21 protein-coding genes are annotated in these 23,426 nt (G+C 40.4%); 17 read left to right on the top strand and 4 right to left on the bottom strand.

Annotation, left to right across the window (positions count from 1 at the left end; translation table 11 throughout):
* From thrB to P3J6_RS00455, 12 genes are all read left to right on the top strand, one after another.
* Window positions 1-936 (top strand): homoserine kinase, encoded by a 936-nt coding sequence (gene thrB / locus P3J6_RS00510; protein ID WP_198521977.1) that lies wholly within the window; start codon window positions 1-3, stop codon window positions 934-936.
* 11 nt (window positions 937-947) lie between these two features.
* Window positions 948-2,231, top strand: a complete 1,284-nt coding sequence (thrC, locus tag P3J6_RS00505) for a threonine synthase (protein ID WP_198521976.1) — start codon at window positions 948-950, stop codon at window positions 2,229-2,231.
* Window positions 2,232-2,499: 268 nt separating this feature from the next.
* Window positions 2,500-3,756, top strand: coding sequence for a serine hydroxymethyltransferase (glyA, locus tag P3J6_RS00500; protein WP_198521975.1), 1,257 nt, complete (start codon window positions 2,500-2,502; stop codon window positions 3,754-3,756).
* 107 nt (window positions 3,757-3,863) lie between these two features.
* Complete coding sequence (nrdR, locus tag P3J6_RS00495) at window positions 3,864-4,313, top strand: transcriptional regulator NrdR (protein WP_010390928.1); 450 nt, start codon at window positions 3,864-3,866, stop codon at window positions 4,311-4,313.
* A 2-nt stretch (window positions 4,314-4,315) separates the two neighbouring features.
* Complete coding sequence (ribD, locus tag P3J6_RS00490) at window positions 4,316-5,443, top strand: bifunctional diaminohydroxyphosphoribosylaminopyrimidine deaminase/5-amino-6-(5-phosphoribosylamino)uracil reductase RibD (protein ID WP_198521974.1); 1,128 nt, start codon at window positions 4,316-4,318, stop codon at window positions 5,441-5,443.
* A gap of 24 nt (window positions 5,444-5,467) precedes the next feature.
* The gene (locus P3J6_RS00485) at window positions 5,468-6,121 is read left to right on the top strand and encodes a riboflavin synthase (RefSeq protein ID WP_198521973.1); all 654 of its coding nucleotides are present in this window, start codon (window positions 5,468-5,470) and stop codon (window positions 6,119-6,121) included.
* Window positions 6,122-6,149: 28 nt separating this feature from the next.
* Window positions 6,150-7,262, top strand: coding sequence for a bifunctional 3,4-dihydroxy-2-butanone-4-phosphate synthase/GTP cyclohydrolase II (gene ribBA, locus P3J6_RS00480; RefSeq protein WP_010390933.1), 1,113 nt, complete (start codon window positions 6,150-6,152; stop codon window positions 7,260-7,262).
* Window positions 7,263-7,355: 93 nt separating this feature from the next.
* Entirely contained in the window at window positions 7,356-7,820 is a 465-nt protein-coding gene (gene ribH / locus P3J6_RS00475) for a 6,7-dimethyl-8-ribityllumazine synthase (protein WP_008110216.1), read from the top strand.
* A 15-nt stretch (window positions 7,821-7,835) separates the two neighbouring features.
* Window positions 7,836-8,246: a transcription antitermination factor NusB gene (gene nusB / locus P3J6_RS00470; protein WP_010390936.1), complete on the top strand. Its 411-nt coding sequence runs from the start codon at window positions 7,836-7,838 to the stop codon at window positions 8,244-8,246.
* Window positions 8,247-8,334: 88 nt separating this feature from the next.
* Entirely contained in the window at window positions 8,335-9,309 is a 975-nt protein-coding gene (gene thiL, locus P3J6_RS00465; RefSeq protein WP_198521972.1) for a thiamine-phosphate kinase, read from the top strand.
* Window positions 9,306-9,791 (top strand): phosphatidylglycerophosphatase A family protein, encoded by a 486-nt coding sequence (locus P3J6_RS00460; RefSeq protein ID WP_008110211.1) that lies wholly within the window; start codon window positions 9,306-9,308, stop codon window positions 9,789-9,791. The genes thiL and P3J6_RS00460 overlap by 4 nt, the downstream gene beginning before the upstream one ends.
* A 31-nt stretch (window positions 9,792-9,822) precedes the next feature.
* Entirely contained in the window at window positions 9,823-12,909 is a 3,087-nt protein-coding gene (locus P3J6_RS00455; protein ID WP_198521971.1) for a ligand-binding sensor domain-containing diguanylate cyclase, read from the top strand.
* A 61-nt stretch (window positions 12,910-12,970) separates the two neighbouring features.
* Here P3J6_RS00455 and dxs read toward each other — a convergent pair whose 3' ends face one another.
* The 3 genes from dxs to xseB all read right to left on the bottom strand — a co-directional run bounded on the left by dxs (window position 12,971) and on the right by xseB (window position 16,078).
* Window positions 12,971-14,833, bottom strand: a complete 1,863-nt coding sequence (dxs, locus tag P3J6_RS00450; RefSeq protein ID WP_138605175.1) for a 1-deoxy-D-xylulose-5-phosphate synthase — start codon at window positions 14,831-14,833, stop codon at window positions 12,971-12,973.
* Window positions 14,834-14,945: 112 nt separating this feature from the next.
* A complete protein-coding gene (ispA, locus tag P3J6_RS00445; protein WP_138605173.1) occupies window positions 14,946-15,833 on the bottom strand; it encodes a (2E,6E)-farnesyl diphosphate synthase in 888 nt (295 codons plus the stop codon).
* A gap of 2 nt (window positions 15,834-15,835) precedes the next feature.
* Complete coding sequence (gene xseB / locus P3J6_RS00440; protein ID WP_138605171.1) at window positions 15,836-16,078, bottom strand: exodeoxyribonuclease VII small subunit; 243 nt, start codon at window positions 16,076-16,078, stop codon at window positions 15,836-15,838.
* A 302-nt stretch (window positions 16,079-16,380) separates the two neighbouring features.
* Between xseB and pomA the strand changes: the two genes are divergently transcribed.
* From pomA to P3J6_RS00420, 4 genes are all read left to right on the top strand, one after another.
* Window positions 16,381-17,148: a flagellar motor protein PomA gene (gene pomA, locus P3J6_RS00435; protein ID WP_010390948.1), complete on the top strand. Its 768-nt coding sequence runs from the start codon at window positions 16,381-16,383 to the stop codon at window positions 17,146-17,148.
* A gap of 2 nt (window positions 17,149-17,150) precedes the next feature.
* Window positions 17,151-18,071: a flagellar motor protein MotB gene (locus P3J6_RS00430; protein ID WP_075170368.1), complete on the top strand. Its 921-nt coding sequence runs from the start codon at window positions 17,151-17,153 to the stop codon at window positions 18,069-18,071.
* A 153-nt stretch (window positions 18,072-18,224) separates the two neighbouring features.
* The gene (locus tag P3J6_RS00425; protein WP_198521970.1) at window positions 18,225-18,710 is read left to right on the top strand and encodes a hypothetical protein; all 486 of its coding nucleotides are present in this window, start codon (window positions 18,225-18,227) and stop codon (window positions 18,708-18,710) included.
* Between the two features lie 75 nt (window positions 18,711-18,785).
* Window positions 18,786-20,726 (top strand): DNA topoisomerase III, encoded by a 1,941-nt coding sequence (locus P3J6_RS00420; protein ID WP_198521969.1) that lies wholly within the window; start codon window positions 18,786-18,788, stop codon window positions 20,724-20,726.
* A 28-nt stretch (window positions 20,727-20,754) separates the two neighbouring features.
* Here the strand turns inward: P3J6_RS00420 and P3J6_RS00415 are convergent, their stop codons facing one another.
* Window positions 20,755-22,065 carry a M20 metallopeptidase family protein gene (locus P3J6_RS00415; RefSeq protein ID WP_198521968.1) on the bottom strand — a complete coding sequence of 437 codons (1,311 nt, stop codon included), beginning with the start codon at window positions 22,063-22,065 and terminating at the stop codon, window positions 20,755-20,757.
* Between the two features lie 112 nt (window positions 22,066-22,177).
* On the opposite strand from P3J6_RS00415, the gene P3J6_RS00410 reads away from it, so the two are divergent.
* Window positions 22,178-23,035 (top strand): tetratricopeptide repeat protein, encoded by an 858-nt coding sequence (locus P3J6_RS00410; RefSeq protein ID WP_198521967.1) that lies wholly within the window; start codon window positions 22,178-22,180, stop codon window positions 23,033-23,035.
* The last annotated feature ends 391 nt before the right edge of the window (window positions 23,036-23,426 follow it).

Raw genomic sequence — 23,426 nt, 5'->3', positions numbered from 1 at the left:
ATGATTGAAGTTTATGCGCCAGCCTCCATTGGTAATTTTACGGTTGGTTTTGACTCCCTCGGTGCGGCGTTAGCCCCAATTGATGGTAGCTTGCTGGGGGATGTGGTTACTATATGTGAAGCGCCTCGTGATGAGTTTATTTGTAGTGGCAAATACGCCCATAAACTCCCAAGCGATGCGAATGAAAACTTAGCGTATCAATGTTTAGTGCATTTTCGTACACATGTAGCACCGAATATGCCAGCCGTAAAATTAGAGTTGAAGAAAAACTTGCCGATTGGTTCGGGATTAGGCTCAAGTGCTTGCTCTGTGGTGGCGACATTTGCAGCACTGGATAAGTTTGCTCAAACTAATTTAAGCCAAGTTGAGTTAATAGAGCTAATGGCCGATTTTGAGGGCTTGGTAAGCGGTGGACGTCATTATGACAATATCACTCCTTGTTACCTTGGTGGCTTACAATTAACGGGCGACTTAATTCCAAATAAATCAATAGCGTTACCTGTTGATGAAAACTGGTATTACGTTGCCGCATTTCCGGGCTTTTCACTCAATACCGCAAAAGCGCGCTCTGTTTTACCAAAAGAGCTCAGTATGCATGCGGGGGTTGAATTTGCTCAGCGTTTATCGGCATTTAGTAGCTTACTGTTAACAGGGCGTTTTGATGATGCATTAAGCATTATGAAAGACGAAATAGCAGAGCCATACCGTGCGCCACTTATAAGCGGCTTTAGTGATGCCAAAGCAAGCTTACCAGCACTGGGTGCTGAAGTTGTGAGTATTTCAGGCGCAGGGCCGACCTTGTTTAGTGTATGTAAAACGCTTGAAGCGGCAGAGCAATGCGCGCAGTGGCTAGAGGAAAATTACATCAACGAGCAAGGTTTTTGCCATATTTGTAAATTAGATAACGACGGCACGCGTCAATTAAATGTTTTATAGGATCAAGAGTCATGCAATTACATAATTTAAAAGAATATTCACAAAAAGTGTCGTTTGTTGAAGCTGTAAAAACAGGCCTGGGGCGTAATCAAGGGGTGTTTTTCCCAGAGTCGTTAGCGCCGCTTAGCGATATTGATGCGTTACTCGATATGGACTTTGTAACTCGTAGCGGCAAAATTTTATCGCACCTTATTGGTGACGAGCTACCAAGTGATACTGTTGCCCAGATGGTTAAGAATGCGTTTAACTTTCCGGTTAAGCTGGTGGAAGTTGAAGACAATACCTATTGCTTAGAGTTATTCCATGGCCCAACACTGGCATTTAAAGATTTTGGTGGCCGTTTTATGGCCGAGTGCTTAGCGCAATTTAATCAAGGCGAAAAAGTCACTATTTTAACTGCAACATCCGGTGATACCGGTGCCGCTGTCGCGCATGCTTTTTATAATAAGCCAAATATTGATGTGGTTATTTTATACCCTAAGGGCAAAATTTCACTCGCTCAGCAAAAGCTATTTACTACTCTCGGTGACAATATTCATTGTTACGCGATTGAAGGCAGTTTTGATGATTGCCAGGAGTTGGTGAAGAAATCATTTTTAGATGAAGAGTTAAAAGCAAAACTTGGTTTAAATTCAGCAAATTCAATCAATATTAGCCGCTTAGTTGCGCAAGTTTGTTATTACTTTGAGGCCATTGCACAGTTGCCAAAAGAAAAGCGTGCTACAGCGCATATTTCAGTACCCAGTGGTAATTTTGGTAATGTGTGTGCAGCTATGATTGGTGCTGTTATTGGTATGCCTGTAGGTAAACTAAGCGCGACTACAAACCAAAATGATACTGTGCCACGTTATATGCTTGATAAACAGTGGACGCCCAATGCCACTATTGAGTCACTGTCTAATGCTATGGATGTCAGTAAACCTAATAACTGGCCGCGAGTACAAACTATGCTAGATAATGACTGGTTTAGTTATGACAATTTTTATTCTGTTAGTGTGGATGAGCAAAGCACAAAATCAGTGATGAAAAAAATTCAACAGCTTGGCTATATTGCAGAGCCTCATACCGCGATTGCCTACCAAGGGCTTGTTGAAAATAAAGCAACAGATGCTGCAGGTATCTTTTTAGCGACTGCACACCCAGCTAAATTTAAAGAAAGCGTTGAAGAGGTACTAAATACCGAAATAGCCATGCCAAAACCGCTAGCAGATGCGCTTGCAAAACCATGTTTAGCCATTGGTATGCACAATGATTACGACGATTTACGCAGCGAGCTATTTGCTAAGCTTGGTTAAAATCACACGTTTAGAAAAAGCGGCTTAGGCCGCTTTTTTGTTTGTTTATGTGTCGCTTTAGGCATAACGCATAAGCTAAATAAATGTAATAAATCAAATTCATTTAAAATTGTTATTAGTTTATAAAAAAATATCATCATCAAAATGCTGTGAAATAGTTTCAATCCCTGTTTAAATATCCTCAACTTAAGAGCGTAGGCAAAGAGTCGTTTTAAGCGTACAATAAAGCCTGTAAAAAATACCCATACACGTTGCCCAGGAGACCCCAATGTTAGAACGTAGCATGAATATTTCGGACTTTGATCCAGAGTTATTTGACGCGATGAGCAAAGAAACATCACGTCAAGAAGAGCACATTGAGTTAATTGCATCTGAAAACTACTGTAGCCCACGCGTACTAGAAGCGCAGGGTTCTCAACTTACTAACAAATATGCTGAAGGCTACCCGGGCAAACGTTACTACGGTGGCTGTGAGCACGTTGATGTGGTTGAGCAGTTAGCGATTGACCGCGCAAATGAATTATTTGGTACAGATTACGCAAACGTGCAACCGCATGCCGGTTCACAAGCGAATGCCGCTGTTTTCCAAGCACTATTAAGCCCACTTGATACTGTTTTAGGTATGAGCCTAGCGCACGGTGGTCATTTAACACACGGCTCACACGTAAACTTCTCAGGTAAAACATACAACGCAATTCAGTATGGTCTTAACGAAGAAACTGGCGAAATTGATTACGCACAAGTTGAAGCATTAGCACTTGAGCACAAACCAAAAATGATTATTGCGGGTTTCTCTGCTTATTCAGGTATTGTTGACTGGGCTAAGTTCCGTGAAATTGCAGACAAAGTAGATGCTTACTTATTTGTTGATATGGCGCACGTTGCAGGTTTAATTGCTGCGGGTGTTTACCCAAGTCCTGTGCCATTTGCTCACGTTGTGACAACCACAACACACAAAACATTAGCCGGTCCTCGCGGTGGTTTAATCATTTCTGCGTGTGGCGATGAAGATATTTACAAAAAGCTAAACAGCGCTGTTTTCCCAGGTGGCCAAGGTGGTCCTTTATGTCATGTTATTGCTGCTAAAGCGGTGGCATTTAAAGAAGCACTTCAACCTGAATTTAAAACATACCAAGCACAAGTTGTTAAAAATGCTCAAGCAATGGTTGCAGTATTACAAGAGCGCGGCTACAAAGTAGTATCAGGTAAAACTGACAACCACTTATTCTTACTTGATTTAATCGATAAAGATATCACAGGTAAAGATGCTGATGCTGCCCTAGGTAATGCGAATATCACGGTTAACAAAAACTCAGTACCGAACGATCCTCGTTCACCATTTGTTACTTCTGGTTTGCGTATTGGTTCACCAGCAATCACTCGTCGTGGCTTTAAAGAAGCTGAGTCAAAAGAGTTAGCTGGCTGGATCTGTGACGTACTAGACAACATCGAAGATGAGTCAGTACAAACGCAAGTAAAAGAAAAAGTGAAAGCAATTTGTGCAAAATTACCTGTTTACGCTTAATCCAAGAGTAAAATAGTAATTTAGATCACAACTGCACACATTTTTGTTATGATAATGGCCGCTATGATAGCGGCCATTTTTTGTTTTTAAAACGGAAACACACAGTTATGCATTGCCCATTTTGCACCGCCAAAGATACTAAAGTTATTGATTCTCGCCTTGTCGGCGGGGGACACCAAGTACGTAGACGTCGTGAATGTAATGAGTGCCACGAACGATTTACCACCTTTGAAGGGGCTGAATTAGTCATGCCACGAGTTATTAAGCAAGATGGCAGTCGTGAACCGTTTAATGAAGATAAGTTACTAAATGGCTTAACTCGCGCCCTTGAAAAGCGCCCTGTAAGTACTGAACAAGTTGACGAAGTAGTTAATATAATTAAATCGCAGCTGCGAGCCACTGGCGAACGTGAAGTGTCTAGTCATTTGGTAGGTGAGTGCATTATGGAAGCGCTGAAAAAATTAGATAAAGTAGCCTATGTAAGATTTGCCTCAGTATATCGCTCGTTTGAAGATATACGTGAGTTTGGTGAAGAAATAGCCCGCTTAGGAGAGTAGTAATGACCATGCAAAGCTCGTTTTCAGAGGATGATAAACGTTATATGGCACGTGCCATTGAGCTGGCAAAAAAAGGGCGCTTTACCACCACTCCTAATCCTAATGTAGGCTGTGTACTAGTAAAAAATAATAAAATAATAGCCGAAGGGTTTCATCAATTAGCAGGGCAAGGTCATGCTGAAGTTAATGCTTTGGCTGAGGCCGGTGAAAGTGCTAAAGGTGCAACCGCTTATGTAACCCTAGAGCCTTGCAGTCATTATGGTCGTACACCGCCTTGTGCTGAAGGGCTAAAGGCCGCGGGTGTGAAAAAAGTGATTGCTGCTATGGTTGACAGCAACCCGCAAGTTGCAGGAAAAGGCCTTAAAATTTTAGCGGATGCAGGTATAGAAGTCGCTTACGGATTACTTGAAGAGCAAGCGCGGGCATTAAATTTAGGCTTTTTTAAACGAATGGAGCAGGGGTTACCCTTTGTAACCTGCAAAATGGCCGCCAGTATTGATGGTAAAACGGCGCTTAAAAACGGCCAAAGTAAATGGATAACCGGGCCTGCTGCGCGCCAAGATGTGCAACTATATCGTGCTCAGAGCTGTGCAATTTTAACCGGTGCCGATACAGTCTTGATGGATGATGCAAAACTAAATGTACGCCCAGAAGAACTTCCGGTTTCTTTACCGACCAATTTACCACTGCGCCAACCTGTTCGCGTTATTATTGATTCCCAAAACAGACTTACCCCTGAACTTGCCTTATTTTCAATTCAAAGCGAGGTGATAATATTTACCACTCGGGTTGATAAATCGCATCAGTGGCCTCATTTTGTTAAACAGATCGAACTACCCGAAAAGAACAATAAAGTAGACTTACAAGCAGCACTGCAAAAGCTAGCGCAATTACAGTTTAACAATGTGTGGTTAGAAGCGGGAGCCACATTGGCCGGAAAAATGGCTGAACTTGATTTAATTGATGAGTTTGTTTTTTATATTGCCCCTAAGTTAATGGGTAGCGATGCAAGAAGTTTACTGAATTTCCCAGAGTTAATGAGTATGCAAAATACCATTAATTTAACTTTTAATGAGTGTGTGCCAATTGGTGATGATTTACGTATCACAGCACTAAAAAAAGCTCATTAATCATTTTATATAAAGAGTAGCACTATGTTTACTGGAATAGTTGAAGCGACAGGTAAAATTGCGTTATTACAAAAAAAACAAGGTGATTTAGCTATTCGTATCCAAAGTAAAAACCTTGATATGAATGATGTTAAGTTAGGTGACAGTATTGCAACCAATGGTGTGTGCCTCACTGTTGTTGATAAGCATGTAGATGGCTTTAGTGCTGACTTATCAAATGAAACGATTAGCTTAACAGGGTTTGCACATTACGCTTTAGGGCAAACAGTTAACTTAGAAAAGGCGATGCAACCTGTATCGCGCCTAGGAGGCCATTTAGTGTCTGGTCATGTTGATGGTATTGCCACTATCACAGCAATTAATACCAATGCGCGAGCAACAGAATATTGGTTAGCCACCGACGAAAATTTAATGAAATACATTCCTTATAAAGGGTCTGTGTGTATTGATGGTATTAGCTTAACGGTCAATGCGGTTGAAGGTAATAAATTTAAACTGACAATAGTGCCACACACTAAGGATCAAACGACCATAGCAGATTTTCAAGTCGGTACCAAAGTGAATCTAGAGGTCGACCAAATAGCACGTTATTTAGAGCGCCTTGTAAAGGGAGCTGAGCATCCTACTGGTTCAGATATTTCGATGAGCTTACTCGCTAAAGCGGGCTTTATAAAATAACGATATTGACAACTTATACGAGCAACTTATGAATTTAAACAGCGCACAAGAAATAATAGATGACATTAAAGCCGGTAAAATGGTTATTTTAATGGACGATGAAGACAGAGAAAATGAAGGCGATTTAATTATTGCTGCTGAGCACATAAGTGCAGAAGCAATTAACTTTATGGCGACTCATGGCCGTGGGTTAATTTGTTTAACCATGACCCAAGAGCGTTGCTCGCAACTTGATTTACCGCTGATGGTTAAAAATAACGGGGCCGCGTTCTCGACCAACTTTACTATGTCTATTGAAGCATCAAAAGGGGTTACGACGGGGATTTCTGCAGCGGATCGTGCTCGTACTGTTCAAGCTGCCATTGCTAAAGGCGCAGTGCCAAGTGATATTGTACAGCCTGGGCATATTTTCCCTATTATGGCGCAACCTGGCGGCGTATTAACGCGCGCAGGGCACACTGAAGCTGGCTGTGATTTAGCGCGTTTAGCGGGACTTGAGCCGTCATCAGTGATTGTAGAAATTCTAAATGAAGATGGCACCATGGCGCGCCGCCCTGATTTAGAAGTATTTGCTAAGCAACATGATATTAAAATTGGCACCATTGCTGATTTAATCGAATACCGTAACTTAAATGAAACCACTATTGAGCAAGTTGCAAAATGTAAATTGCCAACTGAGCATGGCGAATTTGACTTAGTAACTTACAAAGACACCATTGACGGGCAGCTGCACTATGCATTGCTTAAAGGTGAAATAAAACAACAAGAACCAACGTTAGTGCGAGTGCACTTACAAAGTACCTTTAACGATATTTTACTCTCTGATCGTAATGCTGATCGTAGTTGGGGATTATCGCAAGCAATGGCATATATAGCTGAGCATAATGGCGCTTTAGTTATTTTAGGTAAGCAAGAAAGCACTGACGAATTAGAAGCGACTGTTAAAGCATTCGCTGCAGCTGATGCTGGCGAGAGTGTAACGCCACGCAAATTCCAAGGTACTTCACGTACCGTAGGTGTAGGCTCGCAAATTTTGGCTGATTTAGGTATCCAAAAAATGCGTTTGATGAGTTTACCGAAAAAATATCATGCATTATCAGGCTTCCATTTAGAAGTTGTTGATTACGTAGAGCCACAATAATTACACGCTAGGCTATTATTTTATTTATGTGGTATAATGCGCAGCAATTTTTGCGCAACCGAAATCGCTTAAACTTATTTTTAGGGTTATCAAATGAAAATTATTGAAGGTAATAAATACGCTCCAGGCAAAAAGTTTGCCATTGTCATTTCTCGTTTCAATGACTTTATTGGTAGTAGCTTGCTTGCAGGTGCTGTTGATGAGCTAAAACGTACTGGTGGAGTATCAGAAGATGATATTACCGTAATTTACGTACCAGGTGCGGTTGAATTACCTTTAGCAGCGAAACGCGTTGCAGCAAAAAAAGAATATGATGCAATTATCGCCTTAGGTGTAGTGATCAGAGGGGGCACGCCTCACTTTGATCTCGTCGCTGGCGAGTCAAATAAAGGGCTTGCACAAGTATCACTTGAGTATGATATCCCGGTTGCATTTGGCGTATTAACCACTGAAAGCATTGAGCAAGCAATTGAGCGCGCAGGTACCAAAATGGGTAACAAAGGCGGCGAAGCTGCTTTAGGTGCGCTTGAAATGGTTAATGTGTTAGATAAAATTTAAGTTTAAGGAATTTTTGTGAAACCAGCAGCAAGACGTAAAGCACGTATCTTAGCACTTCAAGCCGTGTATTCATGGCAATTAAGCGGCAATGCAATTGCCGATATCGAACAACAAATGTTGATCGAAAACGATGTGACTAAAATTGATGTTGAATATTTTAAAGATTTAGCGCGTGGAGTTGCAGTAAACCACAAGCAACTAGACGAAGCTGTATCGCCTCATTTAACTCGTCCATTTGATGAATTAGACGAAGTTGAACGTGCAATCTTACGTTTAAGCAGCTACGAGCTTAAATTTCGTGAAGACGTTCCTTACAAAGTGGCTATCAATGAAAGTATTGAATTAGCTAAAATGTTTGGCGCTGAAGATAGCCATAAATTTGTAAACGGTGTACTTGATAAAGCTGTAAAACAGTTACGCAAGTAGTAACAACTTTAGCTGATTTTTATCATCAGATGAGTTGTTATAAATAACCGTTAAAAAGGAGAGCCGGCATAGGCCGGCTTTTTTGTGTATGAAGGAATTTGAATTAATTAATCGTTACTTTAAAGGTCGTGGCATTACTCGTCGGGATGTTAATTTAGGGATTGGAGATGACTGTGCGCTTGTCACAGTTCCAGCGAACTGTCAGCTTGCTGTAACCACAGATACCTTAGTTGCTGGGGTGCATTTTTTTCATTATATCTCCCCTCGCGCATTAGGGCATCGAGCTCTTGCTGTTAATTTAAGTGATTTAGCTGCCATGGGCGCAGAGCCTACTTGGGTGTCGGTTGCACTTACGTTACCTAGTATCGATCCACAATGGATTGCTGAGCTGACTGATGGCATGCATGAAATTGCTGAGTACTTTAACGTTCAGATCATTGGTGGTGATACCACTCAAGGTCCACTTAGTATTACTATTTGTGCAAAAGGTACAGTTCCTGAAGGCACAGCATTACGTAGAAGTGGTGCAAAAGTGGGTGATTGGATTTTTGTAACCGGTCCGCTTGGTGATGCTGGGTTGGCGATTGAATCGAAAAAACAAGGCTTATCGATTGCACCTGAACACTTAAAAGATATTAATAAACGTTTAAATTTCCCCACGCCACGTGTAGCTGCTGGGCAAGCGTTACGAGGCTTGGCATCGTCGGCCATTGATATTTCCGATGGGTTACTAGCCGACTTAGGGCATGTGCTAAATTTATCACAAGTTAGTGCCACCATTAATATTGAAAATGTCCCCACCTCAGATGCCATGCAAGCGAGTCTTGATTTTGAGCAGCGACTTCCTTTTGTTCTTAACTATGGCGATGATTACGAGTTACTGTATACCGTTGCTGATAGTAACAAGAGTATGCTAGATATTAAGCTGCGCCAATACGGTGTAGAGGCAAGCTGTATCGGGCAAATAAAAAGTGGTGACGGCAATATAGAGTTATTACACCAAGGTGAGAAGTTTGCTTTTGAACATAAAGGTTTTGAGCACTTTTCCAAGGAGCAGGTTTGAATAAAAACCGATTATTTAATTTAAAACGCCCACATCAATTTTTTGGCTTGGGTTTTGGTACTGGGCTTGCACCAAAAGCACCTGGTACATTTGGCACATTGGCAGCATTACCGTTTATTTTTATTACCATGCATTTTCCGCTATGGTTACAAATTGTATTTGCAGTAGTCATAAGCATCTTTGGTATTTGGGCATGTGGAAAAACCGCCGATGACCTTCAAGTACATGATCATCCCGCAATTGTTTGGGACGAAGTTGCTGGTTACTATATTACTATGATTGGCGCAGCACTTAACTGGCAAACATTACTGGTGGGCTTTTTACTGTTTCGCTTTTTTGATATAGCAAAGCCTGGGCCGATTCGCATACTCGATAAACGTGCCCATGGTGGGTTTGGTATTATGGCCGATGATGTACTTGCAGGTATTTTTTCGCTTATTTGTTTGCAAGCATTGATAAAAGTAGGTTTACTACCCTTTTAATTTATTATTTGTTTAACTAGGTGGCAGCACTATGATGCGATTTTTATTGGTTTGTGTACTTATGCTATGTGCCATGCCAAGTACGGCTTCAATTACTGATTACGTAGTTAAACAATGGAATATCAAAGACGGCTTACCCTCACAATCCCTAAAAAGTGTAGTACAAGATAACCAAGGCTATATGTGGCTTGGCACTCAATTTGGATTAAGCCGTTTTGATGGCAATACCTTCACTAATTATAATACCCAAAATAGTTTATTTTTACCCAGCAATGGTATTAATAAATTATTGATCGATGGCGAAGGATTATTGTGGGTAGGCACTAAAAATGGCCTTGTGGTTATCGATCCTGAAAAGCTAACCGCACAAGAGTTTAATATTAAAGGCCCTGTAAGAGATATTCTTGAAGATTCTCAAGGCAGTATCTGGATAGCAGCTAATGGGCTCTATTATATAGACAGAGGCCAAATAGAACTGCGCGACCAACTAAATAATCCTAGTCCTATTGTAAACGCCACAGCTATCACCCAAATTGTGGGATCGGTCAGTAAAATGGCGCTCTCACCTGAGGGAATTTGGCTGGTTAACGACCGTAATTTATTACGTTTAACGCAAAGCTCGTCTGACTTTTCTAAATTACGCTTAGAACTAACCGCTAAAGTGGCTTTACCCGATCGTTTAGCGCAAACCATTGTTCACGATCTATCGTTTTTAAATGGTAATTTGTACCTAGCTTCTGAGTTAGGGGCTTACTTTTTAGATTTAGATGACGAGCTACGTCCGTTTCCACTGCCCAATGCTAATAACTCAGCTGTGTATAAGTTTATGAGCGATGGTAATGGCGGCTTGTGGATATCAACCTATGGACGTTTATTATTTAGAGCTAAATCTAATGATTGGCAGTGGGTTGAACCCAGCCAATTAGATCAGAGCATTTGGTTTGCCGATATATTTAGAGATGATGAAAATAACATATGGCTAGCGAGTTTTAGTGAAGGGTTATGGCTTGCTCACGAAGGGCGAATAGAGCGCCATTCGGCCATTTCTAAAATGACCGAAGCGGTGATGGCGATTAGTAAATCACCTGATGGTAAATTATGGATTGCCAATAAAAGTGGCATTGGTTATTTTGATGCCGATAAAACCTTTATCAATGTTATCAATAGTGCCAAGTATGGAAATGCCTCGGTACATGACCTGCAATTTGATGGCGATCGCCTTTATGTTGCTACTGGCAGAGGCTTGTTTTTCTATGAGTCGAATACCTTATATAGTTTCCCTGCTCGTGCTTTGAGCGATAACCCTGTTTTTGCAATTAGCACTTCAACTAAAGGCGGCTTTTGGGTAGGCACCGGACGAGGATTATATCGTCTAAATTATAATGGCTTAAACCCTTTTGCGTACAATGCGTTCTTAGGTAGTAAGTTTGTTACTTATGTTCTAGATAAACCAAATTTTGGCGTGATTGGTACCAGTAAAGGCGCGTATTACTTTACTGAACGCGGGATAGAAAAAATAGGTGACCAAACCACTTTGGAAAGCGCTTATGTTACTAGCATTTTACACATTAAAGGCGTAGGTATTTTAATTGGTTCGTTGAATGATGGTTTGTTTTATCGCAGTGGACAAGGGCAATGGCAGCAACTAGACGCCGCCAATGGACTGCCATATGGTTCTATATTCAGCTTAGAATACGATGACACCTCAAAGCGAATTTGGGTAAGCACCATGAAAGGGGTTTACCGTATGCCTGTTGAGCAATTTAAAGCCAACATCGAAAGCCTAAAAGTAGAAGAAGTGATCTCTTCATTTGACCGTCAGCTCGATGGTAAAGCCAGCCAATGCTGTAATGGTTTAGGCCATGATGCCGTAGTTGATACGGATAACTCTATTTGGTATCCCAGTTTGCAAGGCGTTGTAGAAATCCCTAAAGACGTAGAGTTATTTGGATTACGTTCGCTTAAACCAACTATAGAAACCTTAACCACGCCATCACGAAAGCTCGCAGCAGCTGCTTTAGGTAAAAAACCGGTTCTTGAGACTGATGAGCGTGATGTGACACTTACCTATACCGCGATTGATTATTACGCTCCGGCAAGTATTGAGTTTAGATATAAACTCAATGGACTTGATAACGATTGGCGCTATGCAAATACCCGCAGAGAAGCAATTTATACAAATTTACCCGCCGGTATGTTTTTATTCGAATTAGAAACTAAACGCCAAGGTGAGGATTGGGGTAAAGCGCAATCAGCAGAATATGCGTTTATTGTTCCAGAGCGATTTGGTGAAACTATCTACTTTAGGTTACTGATCACCAGTGGTTTTGTGTTGCTCTTTTATTTAGTGTTTTGGGTCTTTAAAGTTCAAGAGCGACGCAAGCAACAAGTACTCGAAGGGCTTATTACTGAGCGAACCTTAGAGCTTCGCCAAGCAAATGATAAATTAAACCAAGTAAACTCTCAGCTTAAACTTGTTAGTCACTCTGATGAGCTAACAGGGCTGAGAAGTCGTCGTTTCTTGTTTGATCAATTACCAAAAGATATTGAGCATTTTCAACGTAACTCGCAGTCATTGCAGGCTCAGGGTAAATCTTTGGTGTTATTAATTATTAATTTAGATAACTTTAGTCGCATTAACGATGCTTATGGTCCTATTGCTGGAGATAGCTGTTTACAACAAGTAGCGGCATTACTTAACTCGCGTACTCAAGGCTCTGATTATGTTGCTCGGTGGAGTGGTGATGAGTTTTTACTGTTATTACGCGATTTTAAGTGTAATTTAATCGACAGCTATGTATCTGAATTATGCCAAGCTATTGCCGATTATACCTTCCAACTTCCTAACGGTGAGACAACCAATATAACAGCGTCAGTGGGTTGGTCTTTCTATCCGCTACCTCTGCTAGGTGGTCAAGTTATTAGCTGGGAAACATCGATTAATTTAGCTGATATCGCATTGCATCAAGTTAAAAAACGCGGCGGCGATGGCGTTGCTAACATTACCTTTGATGAGCAATTAGATGCATTTGAGTTTGAGCAAAACCCGAATGTTGAACAGCAGATTGGCCTATTGCAAAGTAATGGCTTAGCCGACATTAAAGTGTGGATGCGCTAGATGTTAAAGTTAGCAATAAAAAAGGAGCCAATGGCTCCTTTTTTATTAAACACTATAAGTATTAGCTCATAAATGCTTTGATTGAGGTTAATATACCTTGCTCACCTAACCCCATTTCATCGTGCATTTGCTGTTGAGTACCGTGTTTAATAAATTCATCCGGTATACCTAAGTTAAGTATTTTTACAGCCGCTTTTTGAGTAGCTAAATACTCATTAACTGCCGAACCTGCACCACCAGAAATTGCATTATCTTCAAGTGTTACAATGATATCGTGGTTAGCGACAAGTTCATCAATTAAACCAGTATCAAGTGGTTTAATAAATCGCATATTAACTAAAGTGGCATTGAGCTCATCAGTGGCTAATTGGGCGTTTTCAAGCAAGGTACCGAATGACAATATAGCTACTTTAGCACCTTGTTTAATTACGTTAGCTTTACCAATTTCGAGCTGTTGCATAGCGCTTTGAACCTCTGCTGTGCCCGCACTGCCACGCGGGTAACGCACAGCTACTGGGCAATTGGCTTGATAGCCAGTGTATAGCATTTGACGGCATTCGTTAGTATCGCTAGGTGCCATAATAACCATGTTAGGAATACAGCGCATAAAGCTTAGGTCATAGGCGCCTTGGTGAGTTTCACCATCAGCTCCGACAATACCTGCGCGGTCAATAGCAAATAATACCGGTAGGTTTTGCAATGCAACGTCGTGAATTAGTTGATCATACGCACGTTGTAAAAAGCTAGAGTAGATAGCAACAACGGGTTTTAACCCTTCACAAGCAAAACCTGCAGCAAGGGTTACAGCGTGTTGCTCAGCAATTGCCACATCAAAATATTGTTCTGGGTGTTCTTTAGAAAAGCGCACCATTCCCGAACCTTCACGCATCGCAGGAGTAATTGCCATTAACTTGTTGTCTTGCTCTGCCATATCGCAAAGCCAATCACCAAATACATTTGAGAAAGTCGCTGCACTTGGTTTAGATTTCGGTAAACTTGAAGTCGCAGGATCAAATTTTGGTACGCCATGATAACCAATCGGATCGGCTTCTGCGGGCTTGTAACCTTTGCCTTTTTGGGTTTTTATATGTAAAAGTTGTGGGCCTTTTAAGTTACGCATGTTACGCAGCGTATCAACCAGCATATTCACATCATGACCATCAATTGGACCAATATAGTTTAGGCCTAATTCTTCAAAAAAAGTACCCGGGATCATCATCCCTTTGATGTGTTCTTCCATACGGCTGGCAAGTTCTTTTACCGGCGGTACACCAGAAAGAAGCTTTTTACTGCCTTCGCGGATGTTGGTATAAAAGCTACCTGATAAAATACGCGCAAAATGATTGGTTAACGCGCCGACGTTTTCAGAAATCGACATTTCGTTATCGTTCAAAATAATCAACATATCTGATTTAACATCACCTAAGTGATTCATCGCTTCAAAGGCCATACCTGCGGTAATTGCGCCATCGCCTATCACCGCCACTGTTTTACGACCTCTGCCTTCTTTTTGCGCAGCAATAGACATACCCAGCGCCGCTGAAATAGAGGTACTTGAATGGCCAACACTAAACGTATCGTATTCACTTTCGTCTCTAAATGGAAATGGGTGCAATCCATCTTTTTGACGAATGGTGTGCATTTGGTCACGACGTCCCGTTAGTATTTTATGTGGGTAGGCTTGATGACCTACATCCCAAACTAAACGGTCGTCGGGAGTGTTGTACACATAATGTAATGCAACGGTAAGTTCTACGGTTCCTAAACCAGACGCTAAATGGCCGCTACTTTGCGATACTGAATTGAGTAAGTAATCACGCAATTCATGGCTAAATGCAGAAAGCTTATCTTGTGCTAAGTCTCGCAAGTGGACTGGTTCGTTCACCAAATTAAGTAATGGATACTTGCTGCTATCAAGTGTCATGGTTTTTTATATATCCTTCGCTAATATTAACTTTCCTCAAAAGTTAGATTTAAGAGGTAAACTAATATTCAGTAATAATTTTGTTCTAAGAGTTAATACGTTTTAGCCATGTTTAATGGTCACGTTCAATTAAATAGTTTGCCAATGCCGCTAAGTCGGTCGTGTCTGCGTCAATATTGGCTAACGCCTCATGGGCTTGCTGTATCAAATTTAGTGCTTTTTGCTTAGCACCTAGCATACCTAATAAAGCGGGGTATGTCGCTTTATTAGCAGCAATATCTGACCCTTGAGGCTTACCTAAAGTCAGTGTGTCGCCCTCAACATCTAAAATGTCGTCATGAACCTGAAAGGCCAGCCCAATAGCATACCCAAAAGTAGATAAGTTATCTAAAGTATGTTGGCTAATATTAGGAGCGCAAAGTGCGCCCAAAGTAATCGCACAATTTATTAATGCGCCGGTTTTAAGTTTATGAATACGTTCTAATTCATCAACCGTAATAACTTTATCTGTTGCTGCAATATCGCGGCCTTGTCCGGCAACCATTCCTTGCAAGCCTGAAGCATGGGCTAATTCTGCAATCATTTTTAACTGAGCTTCTGTTGAGCATTTAAATGTGTGCTTAGCAATAAGCTCAAATGCTAAGGTTTGCAGTGCGTCACCTGCTAAAATAGCTTGTGCTTCACCATAGACAATATGACATGTAGGACGGCCACGACGTAAATCATCGTCATCCATAGCGGGCAAATCGTCATGCACTAATGAATAACTGTGAATGCATTCTATCGCTGCTGCAAGTACATCTAAATCACGCTTGTCAGCACCTAACATTTTACCTGTGGTATAAACTAAAAAGGGCCGCAATCTTTTCCCGCCATTCATTAAACTATAATGGGTGGCTTCTTTTATGGTGTTGTCGCTTTCAAGAGGTTGTTCGAAATAAAGATTGAGAGTATTGGCTACATCATCTTGAGCAAGCTTTATTTGTTCTTTTATGCTCACAATTATTCCATATCGTTATTAAATTGAGTAAGCGGTGCTTTTTCGTCATTACCCATTAATATCGACACCTTTTGCTCGGCTTGTTGAAGTTTACCGGAAGACGCACTGGCTAATGCAATGCCGCGCTCAAATTGCTTTAAAGACTGTTCAAGCGATAAATCACCTTGTTCCATTTCACTGACAATTGTTGTTAATTCTTCTAGTGCTTGTTCGAAACTTAAATTTTCAGGTTTTTTAGTCGCCATCTTTATTTTCAACTTACATAATAAATTTAGACGCCAATTTTAGGGGGAATGCTAAACTAGGTCAAAGAATGTTATGTTTTTTTGATAGATAAATGCTGTTAATTGGGTTTTACTGCGCTTCAGCGTTATTTTTTAAATTATAAATTCTGATTAGTTAGATTGATTCCCTATGTTGATCTAAAATAGGACTAATCGTAATTTTATCGTTTATCATAAAAATCACTTAAGTATTTCAGTATCTTGCCGATATACATTTAATAACAACGCTTGCGAAGAAAAAATATAAAACCTTTGGAGGGAATGTGGATTTAGCAACCATTATTGGGATCCTTGGCGCAATTGGCTTAATTGTCATGTCCATGTTTATGAGTAGTAGCGGTGAAGTCGGTATGTTTTACAATACCCCTTCCGTGGTTATTGTATTTGGTGGCTCCCTTTTTATCGTTTTATCCAATTTTACTATGTCGCAGTTTTTAGGCATTGGTAAGGTTTGTGCTAAAGCGTTTATGTTTAAAATTGAACCCCCTGAAGCGTTAATTGAAAAGGCGGTTGAGCTAGCCGATTCTGCCCGAAAAGGCGGGTTTTTAGCATTGGAAGAGGCTGAAATTCCAAATCCATTTATGCGTAAAGGTGTTGATATGCTCGTAGATGGGCATGATGCAGATGTAGTGCGCGCAACATTACAAAAAGATATTTCCCTTACTACAACTCGCCATGAAATGGGCGCAAGCTTATTTAAATCGTTAGGTGATATTGCTCCTGCAATGGGGATGATTGGTACATTAATCGGTTTGGTGGCTATGTTATCAAATATGGATGACCCAAAAGCAATCGGCCCAGCAATGGCTGTAGCCTTGTTAACAACGTTGTATGGGGCATTTTTGGCGAATGTTGTCGCCATTCCTATTCAGGTAAAACTTGAATTGCGTAAAGACGAAGAAGCAATGAACCAGCGACTTATTTTGGATGCAGTATTAGGCATTCAAGATGGCCAAAACCCTAAAGTAATTGAGGGGATCTTGAAAAATTATTTGGCTGAGTCTAAACGCGCGGTAAACACTGAGGAATAGTTATGTCTGATGAAGAGTGTAAATGCCCACCCCCAGGGTTACCTGCATGGATGGGGACATTTGCCGATTTAATGTCGCTATTAATGTGCTTTTTTGTACTCTTACTCGCGTTTTCTGAAATGGATGTGCTTAAATTTAAGCAAATTGCAGGCTCTATGAAGTTTGCTTTTGGTGTACAAAATAAAATAGAAGTTAAAGATATTCCAAAAGGCACCTCAGTTATTGCGATGGAGTTTACTCCAGGTAAGCCTGAGCCGACCCCCATTGAAACTATTCAGCAGCAAACAGTTGAAATGACTCAGCAAATGCTAGAGTTTCAGGCGGGCGATGAAAGCTCAGCTGGCGGACGGCAAGAACAACGAGGCGAAAAACGAGGCGGTGAGTCTAGCAGCACCTCAGAAGAAGTTGCTTCAGCGCCTGCTGTTTCTGCTGCCGATCAAGAACAAATAAATGATTTAGTTAAAAAAATTGCACAACAACTCGAAAAGCAAATTATTGATGGGGCTATTGAGCTTGAGTCATTAGGGCAGCAAATCATCATTCGTATAAGAGAAAATGGTTCGTTCCCATCGGGTAGTGCGTTTTTACAACCCCAGTTTAAACCTATCATTCAAGATATTGGCCGGTTACTAAAAGATGTTCCCGGGGAGATCACCGTCTCCGGTCATACTGATGACTTTCAAGTCTCTAATGAGCTTTATATTAATAACTGGGATTTGTCCTCGAAACGGGCTGTTGCGGTCGCAAGTGAGCTGCAAAAAGTTGCTGGTTTTGATAAGACCCGCATGATGGTCGTGGGGCGTGCAGAAACCAGACCTTTAGTGCCGAACGACTCCCGAGAAGATCGAAGACGTAATCGCCGGGTGGAAATATCAATCTTACAAGGCAAGGCGAAAGAATCAGATCCTATTGATATTAGATAGAATTTATTGGTTTTGTTTTTTTTTTAGCATAGAATACACCTTTGTTAACAGATGTAATTAAACTGGAGTGAATATGTTGGATAAGTATTGTAGTATGCCTGGCAACGGTACTGGCGATGACGATGATAAAAAAACGAATTTTACTAAGTAATCATGCCTGATTGGTTTGATAAAGTCTTAGAAGTTTTAAATAGTAGCTGGGTGCTTATTTTGAGCCCAGCTATTTTTGTTTTTTATTTACGAAAAGATTTTTGTGCTTTAAGATTTACTTTATTAACAGCCGCTTTTTTTCTTTTTGGTGCTTTAATTCATTCACCGCTCAAAGAGTTTGATGACGGCACTTACATATACCGTTATCTAGTTTGGGCATTAAACGATTTATCTTGGATGGCACTAGTTGCTTATTGGGGTCTGAAAGATAAACTGCATTTGTGGCAATGCGTATTGGGCCAGCTTGTGGTTATCGGTGCACCCATCCTGCAGTTGTTTCGTCTAGTTGACCGTCACCTTTGGGATTTATCGTACAGCACTTATATGTATAAAACTTTGCTGCCATTAATTAATGTTGGCACAGTTATAGTATGTTACCTGCCCCTTTTATATATTTTTGCTAATAAGCGAAATAAAGCTTTAAGTTAATAACTACAAAAATACCCCTCGTTTTAAAATGATATGCTAGACTACTGTTTATATGAACAGTGCTAGAGCTTGGTTATGAAACTTTATATTGCTGAAAAACCCTCTTTGGGTCGTGCTATTGCAGACGCACTTCCTAAACCGCATAAAAAGCATGATGGCTATATTGAAGTGGCGAATGGTGATTGCGTATCTTGGTGCATAGGTCATTTGCTCGAGCAAGCAGAACCCGATGACTATGATGAGCGTTTTAAAAAGTGGCGATTTGAACATTTACCTATTGTGCCTGAGCATTGGCAACTTAAAGCAAAGCCTAAAACTCGTAAACAACTCACTATTTTAAAAAAGCTAATCAAACAAGCAACAACACTTGTACATGCTGGCGATCCTGACCGTGAAGGCCAGTTATTAGTTGATGAAGTAATAGAACAAGCAAAAATCAGCCAAGCAAAAAAGCAAAATATTCAGCGCTTACTGATCAGTGACTTAAACTTAACGGCAGTTAAAAAGTCACTAAATAGTATGCGTGCTAACCGTGACTTTATTCCTTTGAGTGTTTCTGCTCTTGCGCGGTCTCGTGCTGATTGGTTGTTTGGCATGAACTTGACGCGTGCATACACATTAGCGGGGCAAAAAGCGGGATTTGGTAATGTATTGTCGGTTGGACGAGTGCAAACACCCATTTTGGGCCTAGTAGTTAATCGCGATAACGAGATAGCAAATTTTGTATCAAAACCATTTTATGAAGTACTTGCTCACCTTGATACACCTAAGGAGCAATCATTTACTGCCAAATGGATACCAAGTAAAGCGTGTGAACCTTATCAAGATGAAGAGGGCAGAGTGCTTCACAAAGCTTTAGCTGAAAATGTAACTTCACGTATCGCTAATCAACCAGCAAGCGTAACTGCTCTTGAGCAAAAGCAAAAAAAACAAACCGCGCCGCTTCCCTATAATTTGTCTGCTTTACAAATAGATGCCGCTAAAGCGTTCGGGATGCCAGCGCAAAAAGTGCTCGATACTTGCCAGGTTTTATATGAACGTCATAAGTTAATTACTTACCCACGCTCAGATAATCGTTATTTACCAAAAGATCATCACCAAGATGCAGCTGCGATACTAAAAGCGATTGCAGTAAATGGAGGCCAAAAAGCAGAATTTGTTAATGGAGCAGATGCAAAAAAACGAAGTAAATGTTTTAACGATTCAAAAGTAGCAGCTCACCACGCGATTGTACCAACAGCTAAACAGTTAAAAACTGTGAGTTTAGCCAGTGATGAAGAAAAAATTTATCAGTTAATAAGTCGACACTATTTAATTCAGTTTTATCCCGATTACATTTATAACGAAACCAAGGTAGAGGTAACTATAGCGGGTGGTTTATTCAAAGCTAATGCAAAACAAGATGTAGACTTGGGTTTTAAATTGCTTATGGGTAAGTCAGAACTTAAAGAAGAAGCAACGTTGCCTTATTTGGAAAAAGGCATGGTACTTACCTGTACTAAAGGTGAGGTGGTGCAAAAGCATACAACTCCTCCTGCTCATTTTACCGATGCAACCTTACTTGCTGCTATGACGGGAATTAGCCGTTATGTAAAAGACTCGCAAATCAAAAAAATATTAAAAGAGACAGATGGCCTTGGTACTGAAGCCACTCGCGCAGGTATCATTGAACTATTATTTAAACGTCGATTTTTAAAACGTGAAGGAAAAGCAATTAAAGCAACTGAAACAGGTCTGGCACTAATTAGTGTATTACCTGAGGGGTTATCAAGCCCCGATTTAACTGCAAAATGGGAGGCGAGTTTAGGAGATATCGCTCAGCAAGCAATGAGTTATCAGCAATTTATACAGCCTTTGCTGGCTGATTTAACTAATTTTGTAAGCCAAGCAACTAACTGCGATAGTAATGTATTTGCACATTTGCCAAAAATATCGCCTAAGAAGCGTTTTGCTAAACGTACAAAGAAAGCGCCGTATAAAAAGTCGAGTTACAAAAAAAGCCCTGCGGTAAATTAAACTCAGGGCTTAAAAATAACCTTGAAGATTATTGATTGAATAATGCTACAGCGGCATTGCTCATTGCAGTTATTCCTGTTGGAAGCGCTACTTTATAATCGGGAGCAAATTTACTTGAATGTAATGAAGGGAGTGTTTCATTATTTTTCATTGCATTTGTATATTGCTGTTGGTTAACTCCGCCTAACCAAAATAAAGTAATGGGGATGTTTTCATCTGTTCTACCATATAGTCCAAAGTCTTCACCAGCCATAACAGCTTTAGTTTCAAGTACATTTTTTACACCAATTGCATCAGCAATGGCACTCCTAACTATATTTGTTTGCTCCGGATTATTGTAAGTAGATGGAATCGATTCACTTTCATGAACATAAACTTCTGGGTAGAGCGCTTTTTCTAGACCTGCACTTTGTGCAATACCTGCAGTAATACGTTTAATCGCAGCAATTTGCGCGTTTCTAACTTCTGGGTTATAGCTACGCAGAGTAAGTTGTAGCTTTACTTCATCAGAAATTACATTGTGTTTTGAGCCGCCATGGATAGATCCAACAGTGATCACTGATGGTTCAAGAGGAGATAACTCCCGACTCGTAATTGTTTGTAATGCTAAAATGGTGCGAGCAGCAATAATAACAGGGTCAACAGTCGTATGTGGATAGGCTCCATGGCCTCCTTTACCTTTTATTGAAATATCAACTGAGTCGACGCTCGCCATAGTGTACTCATTTTTCAGAGCAACTTTTCCTGCAGGTACACTGGCACTAACATGTAAAGCAATAATATGATCAGGTTTTGCGTATTTACTAAATAACTCTTCACTTAGCATTGCTTTTGCACCACCCCCAACTTCTTCAGCCGGTTGCGCAACCATCATTAAAGTACCTTGCCACGACTGTTTATTTTTAATTAGTTGTTGCGCGGTGCCTATAAATGAACTCATATGAATATCATGACCACAACCATGCATAACACCGACTTTGCTACCTTGTTTATTTATTGTGGTAACAGTTGATGCGTATACTTTTCCAGTTTGTTCTGTTATCGGTAAAGCATCAGTATCAGTTCGAATCATAACGGTAGGGCCTTGACCATTTCTATATATACCTACGATGCCATAACCGCCAACGCTATTGGTTACATCAAACCCTAGCTTTTGAAGTTGCGTAGCCATTTTTTTACCTGTTTGCTGCTCATGATAAGACAGTTCAGGTGACTGGTGTAAATCTAGATAAAGCTTTTCTATTGCTGGCATACTTTTATCGAGATCCAGCTTAAGTGTTTGTGCACTTAATAGTGAGCTAACTAGTAAACACAGTACACTCGCATAGGCTAATTTCATATTTCCCTCATTTATATAGTATGTGTGTCTTAAATGATTTAGACACATGTCTTGTAATTATTATCTTCATCACCATATAAAAACCTAAATAGATGAACATGGCAATAATTCAATGAGCAATATAGTTAGTCTTAACGCACAAAACCTTCAGCAAGTATTAGGTGAAACATCACAACAAAAGTTAGTACTACTTAACTTTTTTTCGCCACAAAGCCCTGAGTGCATTAGCCAGGCAGCTATTTTAGATAAGCTAGCCGCTGAATATAGTAATTATATAGTTGTTGCAAACTTAGATTGTGATGCAGAGCAAGCTTTAGCCTCTCAACTTGCCCAGCAAGTAGGTTTACAAACCTTGCCTACTTTAGTGTTATTAAAAGACTCAGCTCCAGTTGATGTATTAGCGGGTGCACAAACAGAAAGCCAAGTACGTGATGCCCTATCTAAACACTTACCTGCGCAACAAGACCTATTATTAGAGCAAGCCAAGCAAGCACTGGTTAATAGTGATTTAAATGCCGCGTTTAATTATGCTAAGCAAGCGTATGAATTAGATAGTAGTAATGCGAGAATTAAATTAGTGCTTGCAGATATATGTATACAGATTCACAAACTAGATGAAGCCGCTGCATTAATAGAGACAATAGAAGCACAAGATCAAGATGCATACTTTAATAACATTAAAGCTAAATGCGAGGCTGCGCTAGAGGCAACCGATTCACCTGAAATAAAAGCATTGCAAGAAAGAGTAGCCAAGCATCCCAATGAGCTTGAATTACAAATGGAACTAAGTAACCTACTCAATGAAGCTGGAAGGAAAGAAGAAGCATTAGATGCACTCTTTACTATTCTTAAAAAAGATCTGAATTTTGATGATGCTAAGCCAAACTTCTTGGCTGTTATTGCGTCTTTACCAGATGGCGATGCGCTAGCTGCTAAATATCGTCGCAAGCTTTATAGCATTTTGTATTAACGATTAAGAAAAACTCTCTATAAAAAGCATCTATGTTAAGGTGCTTTTTTGTTTTTGCGTTAGGATAGCTGGGTAAAAGCAAGGTTATCCACAGGATTTTGTGGGTATCTTGTGTGTCTGGGTAGGGTATCTTTGGGGTAAAAATTAAATGCAAAAAAGCGTTTAAAAACACTTGCGTTAAAATTGATTCGCCCTATAATGCGACCCCACTGAGACGGCAGAGCAGGCAACGCTTAGCGAGGCAAGCAAGTCAATTAGTAAGTCGAGTAAAACTTGAGTTTAGATTTATTAAAAAGTTTAAAATTTGTCTCTTATACACATCTCCGAGCCCACGAGACCGTACTAGATCTCGTATGCCGTCTTCTGCTTGAAAAAAAAAAACAAAACACAA

The organism is Pseudoalteromonas sp. 3J6, assembly GCF_903995135.1.
In the GTDB taxonomy this organism is placed as follows: domain Bacteria; phylum Pseudomonadota; class Gammaproteobacteria; order Enterobacterales; family Alteromonadaceae; genus Pseudoalteromonas.
This window is presented reverse-complemented; position numbering and strand designations above follow the sequence as displayed.

Excerpts from the sequence above, each read along its gene's own strand:
- thrB (WP_198521977.1), top strand. The coding sequence starts at position 1 with ATGATTGAAGTTTATGCGCCAGCCTCCATTGGTAATTTTACGGTTGGT.
- thrC (WP_198521976.1), top strand. The coding sequence starts at position 948 with ATGCAATTACATAATTTAAAAGAATATTCACAAAAAGTGTCGTTTGTT.
- glyA (WP_198521975.1), top strand. The coding sequence starts at position 2,500 with ATGTTAGAACGTAGCATGAATATTTCGGACTTTGATCCAGAGTTATTT.
- nrdR (WP_010390928.1), top strand. The coding sequence starts at position 3,864 with ATGCATTGCCCATTTTGCACCGCCAAAGATACTAAAGTTATTGATTCT.
- ribD (WP_198521974.1), top strand. The coding sequence starts at position 4,316 with ATGACCATGCAAAGCTCGTTTTCAGAGGATGATAAACGTTATATGGCA.
- P3J6_RS00485 (WP_198521973.1), top strand. The coding sequence starts at position 5,468 with ATGTTTACTGGAATAGTTGAAGCGACAGGTAAAATTGCGTTATTACAA.
- ribBA (WP_010390933.1), top strand. The coding sequence starts at position 6,150 with ATGAATTTAAACAGCGCACAAGAAATAATAGATGACATTAAAGCCGGT.
- ribH (WP_008110216.1), top strand. The coding sequence starts at position 7,356 with ATGAAAATTATTGAAGGTAATAAATACGCTCCAGGCAAAAAGTTTGCC.
- thiL (WP_198521972.1), top strand. The coding sequence starts at position 8,335 with ATGAAGGAATTTGAATTAATTAATCGTTACTTTAAAGGTCGTGGCATT.
- P3J6_RS00455 (WP_198521971.1), top strand. The coding sequence starts at position 9,823 with ATGATGCGATTTTTATTGGTTTGTGTACTTATGCTATGTGCCATGCCA.
- dxs (WP_138605175.1), bottom strand. The coding sequence starts at position 14,833 with ATGACACTTGATAGCAGCAAGTATCCATTACTTAATTTGGTGAACGAA.
- xseB (WP_138605171.1), bottom strand. The coding sequence starts at position 16,078 with ATGGCGACTAAAAAACCTGAAAATTTAAGTTTCGAACAAGCACTAGAA.
- P3J6_RS00430 (WP_075170368.1), top strand. The coding sequence starts at position 17,151 with ATGTCTGATGAAGAGTGTAAATGCCCACCCCCAGGGTTACCTGCATGG.
- P3J6_RS00425 (WP_198521970.1), top strand. The coding sequence starts at position 18,225 with ATGCCTGATTGGTTTGATAAAGTCTTAGAAGTTTTAAATAGTAGCTGG.
- P3J6_RS00420 (WP_198521969.1), top strand. The coding sequence starts at position 18,786 with ATGAAACTTTATATTGCTGAAAAACCCTCTTTGGGTCGTGCTATTGCA.
- P3J6_RS00415 (WP_198521968.1), bottom strand. The coding sequence starts at position 22,065 with ATGAAATTAGCCTATGCGAGTGTACTGTGTTTACTAGTTAGCTCACTA.
- P3J6_RS00410 (WP_198521967.1), top strand. The coding sequence starts at position 22,178 with ATGAGCAATATAGTTAGTCTTAACGCACAAAACCTTCAGCAAGTATTA.